The sequence below is a fragment of the Halorubrum sp. ASP1 genome (assembly GCF_005435135.1).
Taxonomy (GTDB): Archaea; Halobacteriota; Halobacteria; order Halobacteriales; family Haloferacaceae; genus Halorubrum; species Halorubrum tropicale.
Genome location: NZ_SGUA01000094.1, coordinates 1 through 244, shown reverse-complemented (window position 1 = coordinate 244; position 244 = coordinate 1). Strand labels below are relative to the sequence as shown.

1 pseudogene is annotated in these 244 nt (G+C 66.4%); it reads left to right on the top strand.

Features of this window, described 5'->3' with window-relative positions:
• A pseudogene (locus EXE48_RS18335) lies at positions 1-205 on the top strand (hypothetical protein); the annotation flags it as partial.
• Positions 206-244: the final 39 nt, after the last annotated feature.

The window sequence follows — 244 nt, the reverse complement described above, 5'->3', positions numbered from 1 at the left end:
GCCGGAGGGGTTCCTGAACGAGATCGTGTCGTCGCCGCCGCTCCTCGAGGCGCTCCTCGACACGGAGTCGCGAGACGCGAAGATGACGCGATACCGGTTCGCGGTCGGCGCGCTCCTGCCGCCGTTCAGCGTCCGCGCGGCCGACAGGAACGGCGGCGAGCGGACGGATAGCAGCGGGAAGACACATACGGCCTGGAACTCATGAGTAGATCATTCAGCAGTCGACAGAAGGAACAGCGCGGTG